Origin of the sequence: Infirmifilum sp. (assembly GCF_049970975.1) — an archaeon.
Taxonomy (GTDB): domain Archaea; phylum Thermoproteota; class Thermoprotei; order Thermofilales; family Thermofilaceae; genus Thermofilum; species Thermofilum uzonense.
Map to the genome: position 1 here is coordinate 1 of NZ_JBMFLX010000069.1, position 6,899 is coordinate 6,899.

The 6,899-nt window shown below is 53.9% G+C and carries 7 protein-coding genes; all 7 read right to left on the reverse strand.

Annotated elements, in window-relative coordinates:
• On the reverse strand, nucleotides 1–440 hold a 440-nt coding region (locus ACP5KC_RS07900; protein ID WP_428287198.1), incomplete at its 3' end, for an HD domain-containing protein.
• Nucleotides 431–2,311, reverse strand: a complete 1,881-nt coding sequence (gene cas3, locus ACP5KC_RS07905; protein WP_428287199.1) for a CRISPR-associated helicase Cas3' — start codon at nucleotides 2,309–2,311, stop codon at nucleotides 431–433. The genes ACP5KC_RS07900 and cas3, both read right to left, overlap by 10 nt.
• A 16-nt stretch (nucleotides 2,312–2,327) precedes the next feature.
• The gene (locus ACP5KC_RS07910) at nucleotides 2,328–3,515 is read right to left on the reverse strand and encodes a hypothetical protein (RefSeq protein WP_428287200.1); all 1,188 of its coding nucleotides are present in this window, start codon (nucleotides 3,513–3,515) and stop codon (nucleotides 2,328–2,330) included.
• Between the two features lie 54 nt (nucleotides 3,516–3,569).
• Nucleotides 3,570–4,499, reverse strand: coding sequence for a CRISPR-associated protein Cas5 (locus tag ACP5KC_RS07915; protein WP_428287201.1), 930 nt, complete (start codon nucleotides 4,497–4,499; stop codon nucleotides 3,570–3,572).
• Nucleotides 4,500–4,505: 6 nt separating this feature from the next.
• The gene (gene cas7a, locus ACP5KC_RS07920; RefSeq protein WP_428287202.1) at nucleotides 4,506–5,582 is read right to left on the reverse strand and encodes a type I-A CRISPR-associated protein Cas7/Csa2; all 1,077 of its coding nucleotides are present in this window, start codon (nucleotides 5,580–5,582) and stop codon (nucleotides 4,506–4,508) included.
• 9 nt (nucleotides 5,583–5,591) lie between these two features.
• Entirely contained in the window at nucleotides 5,592–5,996 is a 405-nt protein-coding gene (locus tag ACP5KC_RS07925; RefSeq protein ID WP_428287203.1) for a hypothetical protein, read from the reverse strand.
• Nucleotides 5,997–6,129: 133 nt separating this feature from the next.
• A partial coding sequence (gene csa3, locus ACP5KC_RS07930) for a CRISPR-associated CARF protein Csa3 (protein ID WP_428287204.1) occupies nucleotides 6,130–6,899 on the reverse strand: 770 nt, incomplete at its 5' end.

A 6,899-nucleotide genomic window follows, 5' to 3' on the forward strand; every position in this document is an offset into this window, starting at 1 on the left:
TGCCTGCCGGGCTGTGCTGCGTGGTGTCTGCTCACGACCTTTGCTAGAAGGTCGTAATAGGCCTTCAAGGGCTCTTCAGACTCCTGCTGCGCCAGCCACTCTAACACTACTCCAACTACGTGCTCGTGGAAGGGAAACGTGAGCTCCTTCTTACCTCGCCACCTATAGTTTTTCTTGAATTCTTTGAGGTAGTGCCAGGAGGCCTTGCCAAGGTCGTGCAAAACACCGGCGCAGTAGGCCAGTTCAAGGGGGTCGAGAGCTTCGGGTAGCTTGTTGCCTAGAGCACTCTTTAAGACCTCTAGTCTGTCTCTAAATAAGCATACGATGGTCTCCGCAACGTCACGGAGGTGATTTTCGAGCGGGACGATGATTTGTTGCCCGCAGTCAGCGTAAGCGAGAGGCCAATTATTCTCAACTAGGTTGGGGCAGTCTACTGCCACAGTAACAACCCCTCCCCACGCTTGTAGCAACCCTCTTTTGCCTTCAAGTAGACGCCTACAAAGCTCTCGCCACGCCCGGCATTTGGGTACAACCCTTTGATCGCCTGGACAAGGTTGGCTTCCTTCAGGTTGCGAGTACTGTCTTTAGATGTGCGTTCTTCGAAAACCTCGCTGCCGTTAACGCGCTTCACTACTAAAACCTTGAGGTACCTGGACTCCCACCCCCTTTCCTTCTTGACCTCTGTTTCGAGGCACTTGTACCCGCTCCTCTCCTCGTACTCCATGAGCTTTGACAGCTCTACAGCCACCACCTCTAGATCTTTGTAGTTTACTGGTTTTCCGACGTCCACGTTGCCTACAACCACGGATACTAGCACGCCGCTCCTTGCTATGTGTTCCACGTACCCTTTTTCTAGTATGGTGGCGAGAGCGTCTGGTTGCGCGTCGCTCTTCAAGTAGCTTTCAAGAATTGTAGACTTAGACATGGCCGCGTATTTTTGGATCCCGCTCGCGCCAACTTCCTCGAGTAGCTCTGCGAAGCTCCTGTAGCCATCTCTGTTGCTGAGGAGCCTCCACTCTACTTCCTCCCCGCTTTTTAGGACTTCGCTTATTTTTTCAATCGAGCCACGCACGCGGTTCTCATCGTACACATTCGCGAACTCCTTAGCGACTTCATCGGGGGTTTTGCTTCTTGGCATGATTATATGGACTTCCGCCCCCCTCTCCTTGCACGTGCCGAAAAGCGGAGACGCTTCTCTACAAAGCCTTCCAGCCCTCTGCGCTAGGTTTTCCATTGGCGCTGGGTCTGTGAACAGCACTCTGCCTCCGAACTCTACCCCGGCCTCGATGACCTGCGTTGAGACTACTGCCCCACGGCGGTCTTTTAAGATATTTTCAATTCTCCGCAGTGCGTCATCCCTGTCCTTGTTGCTGAGCAGACCGTGGATGAGAACGACGTCGCCGCCGCACGCTTTTCTCCCTACTAGGGCTTTGTAGGTTTCGACGGCAGACTTCACGGTGTTCTTGATCACGAGCACAGGCTCTTCATTACAGTACTTCTCTACTTCACTGACCAAGTCGCTCGGGTCTACGAAGTACGTTCTCCAGTTTATTCGGTGGCTTTCCTCAAAGTAGCTGTCACATATACGTATAAGCTCGCCCTTCTTTACCAGCTTCTCCAGATTGTCCATTTGTGTGTTTCCGCAACCAACGTATATAATGGGGACCCTGCGGCCTTGCCCTTCCGCCATTTTCACGAGTTGCTCTATAATACTGCTGTGCATCGTGGCCGTTTCAACCACGAGCGGTAGATTTAAGTCTAAGAGGTACCTCAGCGCTGCGAGTAGGGCAATGTAGGAGTCCTCTTCGCGTCCGAAGGCGTCACCGCCGAGGTAGATGTGCGCCTCGTCGAGAACCACCGTGGAGGTGTTTATCGAGAGCTCGAGAGGATAGTAGTGGCCATGCGTTATGAATTCCTTTCCGAGGACTTTGAACATTTCTGCAACAGGGACTCTGTAGAGGTTGTAGACGAAGCTGTCGAGCGTCGTCACCACGAGCTTTTTGAGGAAGTAGGGGGACTTACCTTGAGGGTCAACGTCGTCCATAGACTGGTAGCCGGAGCCGTTGTAGTACTTCTTGAACTTCTCGAGGTAGATCTCCTTCACGAGCGCCCTGTAGGGGACGACGTGAATGAGCCCCGCCGCTATCTTCCTGCAGTAGGCCTCGTCGTAGAGCCACAGAGAGGCTAGGGTCTTACCGTAGCCCGTGGGGGCAATAAGCACTACTGTCCTCGTCTCAACGAACTTCTCTACTAGCTCCTTCAAGGCTTTTCGGGATCTGAAAAAACAACTGAGTTGTCCAGGGTATCCCATACAGAGACCCCGCTAGCTAGGCCAGCTTCGAGAGCAATTTTAACAACACAGCGTAGTCATTGACGGCATTGCAAGCCACTTTATCGTCCTTAGCGCACTCAAGGTAGAGCTTGTCGTAGACCCTTGAGAGCCTGGTACTGCACGAGGCCAGCGCGTCGATGAAAGACGTCTCTACGTAGGCGAACAAGTCTTCGATACAGCTAGCTATAATACTGTCGAGGTTTTCGATTTTATCCGCCAGGTTCTTGAGGTGGCCGATTGCTTTATCGAGGTACTTCACCAAGGCCAGTGCGCCCTTAGAGTCGAGCATGCTCAGTACGTGTGTAAGTGTTAGGGGTCTCTCCCACACGACCTGGGGTCTCTGCTCTACGACTATGTTGATCAGCCTGAACGCCTCTGGTTTATCGTAGAGGATGCTGGCCGAACTGATCAAGTTGTAGGTTTTGTATGCGTCGTAGGCGAGCATAGTAAAAGCCAGTAAAACCGCCAGCTCTAGGCTGAGGCTTTCCACCTGAGACGTATGTCTCAAGTAGCTCTCGATAGACGGCGTACCGCCGGCTTTTTGTCTCACGACAGCGCCCACGTGCATAAGTGAGTACATGAGAGGTGCTGCCGATAACGAAGCAGCGGACGCGTCCGGGACTAGGAATAAGTCGTATATCTTCTTCTCACCGTTGACGATCTTAATGACCTTTCCAGTGAACGATATCACGCTACCAGCTAAGGCGAGGTACAGCGACCCGACGTTTATCTTTTCTTTACTGACCATCACTCCTTCTTTATATGCTGAAAACACGTACGTCCTTAGTAGCATTGGCACGCTAGTGGTTGCTGCGGCTTTGTTCACTAAGCCCCCGTTCTGGTAGAAGTCTACAAGCGCGCTACAAAAGTCCTTTCCGGTAATGTTGATTCCGGCGTTCGCAATGATTTGTTTATCAGACGTATTACCAGCTTTATAGAGACCAGGCCTACTTCTCTTCACATCACATACATTAGTATCCAGGAACGCCGCTACCTCCCTGCATAGCGTGTCAAAATCGGATGCGCTGAGCCGCGCTGCTCCGGTTTCAAAGCCGATTAGGATCTCACTTTTTATGTGGGATGGGAGCTTGTCGTATACCGCTCCTATGGCCGCGGCCTGGAAGTACCTCCCTATGCTCCTCTCGCCGAGAATTTGGACATCGATTATGCTTGTAGAGCTCATGGCTAACCCCCACGAGACTGTATGTGCTTTCTAAGTCGGGAGTCTCGTGGGGTTCTATAGCTCTGCGCCAATACCTTTTTGGGGGTAGGAACTACTGTCATGGCTCATCACCACTACAAGTCCTTCGACTTCTGGGGCCTGTATTGCCCCGCAGGGTTCTACTAGCTTAAAGAGCGGCAGAACGTGTTCGGGTAGGGGGACTACGACATTATGCGATGCGAGCTGCGATGGCACGTAGTAGCGCTTCAACCTATAGCTCAGGTCTGGCATGGGTAGCTGGTGCACATAAGCCTGGTCAAGAGGGTCTACGCACGTGCTGTCAACGTAGAGCCAGGTTCGGAACTTGTCCCCGGGTCCAAGCAACTTTACGTTCTTAACGTACATGGACCTCGAATAATCGACTGCTAGAAAGCCCTCTTTACTCCCTAGCCTCACAACGCCGAATGGGGCTTTCTCGGCAACAGCGTCTAGCTTCTCAAGCTGTATCCCCAATTCCTTAGCTAGCTTATAACCGTCTATAGCCCACGCCAATCCAACTGTCACGCCTGGCGCATACGTGGCCCCGACCCCCTGTACCGGCATCGCCCTCGGGATAGCGCTTTCAAAAGGCTCCGTCTTTATTCTCCCGCGTTCCGTGTCGCCCTTGTAAGGGCTGGCTATGATTCTCCCAGGCTCCTGTGCCGTTGCGAGGCCCGTGCGGTGGGGGTGCGCGCGGACCCCCGCCGCGGCCGCTATCGTCGCCTCTAGGAACACCTTCATGGTCGACGATATCAACCTCCCATCCCCCCACTTGACCTCGCTTTCAGCGTTGGGATTCAGCCCCAAGATCCTAGCAAGTGGGTACGCGAAAGCCCCCACAACGGTAGTGGGCGGGGGGAGCACGTATGCCGGCTGTGCGGCCGAGGCCCCCCTGTGCCTGACTACAAAGCCCCACGAGAGGAGGGCCTCGGTGTAAAAAACCCTAACTGCGCTCAAGGAGACCATCTGCTGCTACACCATGAACAGTAAGTCGAGCAACTTAGCTAGCTTGTCCCTGGCCTTCTCTAAGGCTTCCGTATGCGTTGAGGCTTTCTCGAACGTCACGTCTTTCAGTTGACCCGATACTGTTGGTTCCTCTAAACCCTCTCCATTATAGGCGAATATGTTGATGGTCTCTTTACTGCCCTTTTCGTTGAGGATCTTTGTCAGCGACACGGCTCTCTCGTACGTCTTCTTGATGTAGTCCCGCGTAATGCCGGGGCTCGTGACGAACTCTACCGGCCCCTTGCTCAAGGAGGCGACTAAGCTCTTGACTTCCCACACTGGTGTGTACCTAGACCGCTTGGCCCCGAAGAGCATGCCGTCGACCATAGCTATGAGGGCGTCAACTGCCGCCTTTGCCCTTTCGGGTGCCTGCTTCTTCAGGTTTTGGTCTGGCTCGCCGTAATACAGCCTAGAAATATCGCTTGCAACGAGCTCGGCTGAGAACGTGTAGACGGCTGTACCGCTCTCGATGTAGAAGAGCTTCTGAGCCTCCGCAAGCCCGGGTGGCGAGTACCTCGTGTGGAGCTGCGGCACAACTGCAACACCGCCGCCTTCTATGGCGTCGAGTGTTGGGAGCATGTAGCTGAACCTGATCGCCGAGTTCCTCTTCACGGTCTTCGGCGTGTAGAGGAAGCCGGCGACGTCGGCGACCACGCTAGCCTTCACAAACGCCTTTTCTATTTCAGCAGCGTCGGCACTCTTGAGCCATTGATCAACACTTGCTGAGCCTATGACTCGCGCGAGGTCGCCACCATAGAACTTTGTTACCACGGTGTCGTCCGAGAACTTCAAGAAGTAGCCTAGCTCGTCCATTTTAGTTACGGGTAGACCCCTTTCCTTGGCTATTTGTGCTAGGAGTAGCTGGTAGCTGTGCGCCAGTGACTCTCCGCTGACGGCTGGGACGTATACGACTGTATAGCCGTTTTCGGTCTTCAAGACTACGGGGGCTTTGCGGTGCCTTGTATAGTTGCCAACGGCCTCCGCCATGTTCAGCGCTTCAGCGTTAACGGCGACCCTAACCGAGAGGGAGAGCGACAAGATCACGATCCCACCCTACTGCTGTGCCTGTGGAGTTGGCTGTTGTTCTTGCTGAGCGGGCTGGCTACACTTAAGCTCATCCCTGACCACTGGTATCTTGGCGTACGCCTTTAGCGCGATTTCCCTTGACAGCTTTATCATCTCCACCCTAGTCGACTTGCTGAGCTTGTCGAGCATCGCTGACACGGCTTTTTCAATACTATCTCTGTCAATGCTTGGGCACTGCACGCCCAGGTTCTTCTCTTTGTCGTAAACGACGCACTTGGCCTCTTCTAGGCAGTTGGTGTAGTAGGCCCTGATGGCATCCCTCACGGACTCCATGAGGGTTACTTCGTCTATGGCGTTGCCAATTCGGTCTATGTAGCTGTAGTCGCCTACCGCTCCAAGGAAGGCGAGTATCTCGATTATCTCCGAGTACATTATTCCACCCAGGGCACCCTTGGCCCCACTATTTACTCTGTAGCTGCCCCCTTATAAGCTTTTCTCAAGTGGTAGAATCATACAATAAATCGGAACAAGATCGGTCATGAATGAAGTTCCAAAACCCGAAACACTACTCCCTGCACGTTATAGTTGCGTGCGGCTTGCTCGAGTAAACCCCCGCGGCGACCTCCTGGACAAGCCCGGACTCCATTAGCTCGGTAAGCCTCCTGTGGGCGGTGGACTTGGGCAAACCCGCTTCCCTGGCGATCTCTGAGAGCTTGGCTCTCCCGGCCTCTAGGGCGCTCACTATTCTAGCGCTCTTCTCGTCGAGCCTGAGCTTCTCGGCCAGTACGCTCGGGTCGACCCGCATTTCGCAGTCAAAGCCCTCACCCTCGACCACCACACTCACCTTTCCGGCGAGCTCCCTGGGTAACATTAGCGCTGCCACGAGGAGAGCTACGACGAGCATTCGCGGGCCGCCCGTCAAGTAGAGCTCTAACTCCTGGGCTTCAGAAGCGGCTTTGAGCAGCGTCGAGTAGACAGACCTCAGCATCTTCTCATCGGGTACTACGGGCTCTAAGGCGCACTCCACCCTCAACGATGTGCAGATTAGTGAGAGCGTAGCAAAGGCCTTCTGTACCCTTTCAAAGCCTCTAGCAGTCCTGAGCGCTAGCAACAAGACTTTATCGAACTTGCCAGAGGTCATCTCCCTAAATACGAAGTCTATGTCGAACCCAAAGCTGGCGACTAGATAGCGCATCGCCCACCCCACATTAATTGTCTGAAACACCCAGTTATAGCCTGATCGAGTAGCCGCGACACAAACGCTCACGATACAGCATGCTCGCGGACGAGCATTAGAGACTGGGGCTCTTCTCGAGCTACTTGTGGCGCTCCCCG

Excerpts from the sequence above, each read along its gene's own strand:
- cas3 (WP_428287199.1), bottom strand. The coding sequence starts at position 2,311 with ATGGGATACCCTGGACAACTCAGTTGTTTTTTCAGATCCCGAAAAGCC.
- ACP5KC_RS07910 (WP_428287200.1), bottom strand. The coding sequence starts at position 3,515 with ATGAGCTCTACAAGCATAATCGATGTCCAAATTCTCGGCGAGAGGAGC.
- ACP5KC_RS07915 (WP_428287201.1), bottom strand. The coding sequence starts at position 4,499 with ATGGTCTCCTTGAGCGCAGTTAGGGTTTTTTACACCGAGGCCCTCCTC.
- ACP5KC_RS07925 (WP_428287203.1), bottom strand. The coding sequence starts at position 5,996 with ATGTACTCGGAGATAATCGAGATACTCGCCTTCCTTGGAGCGGTAGGC.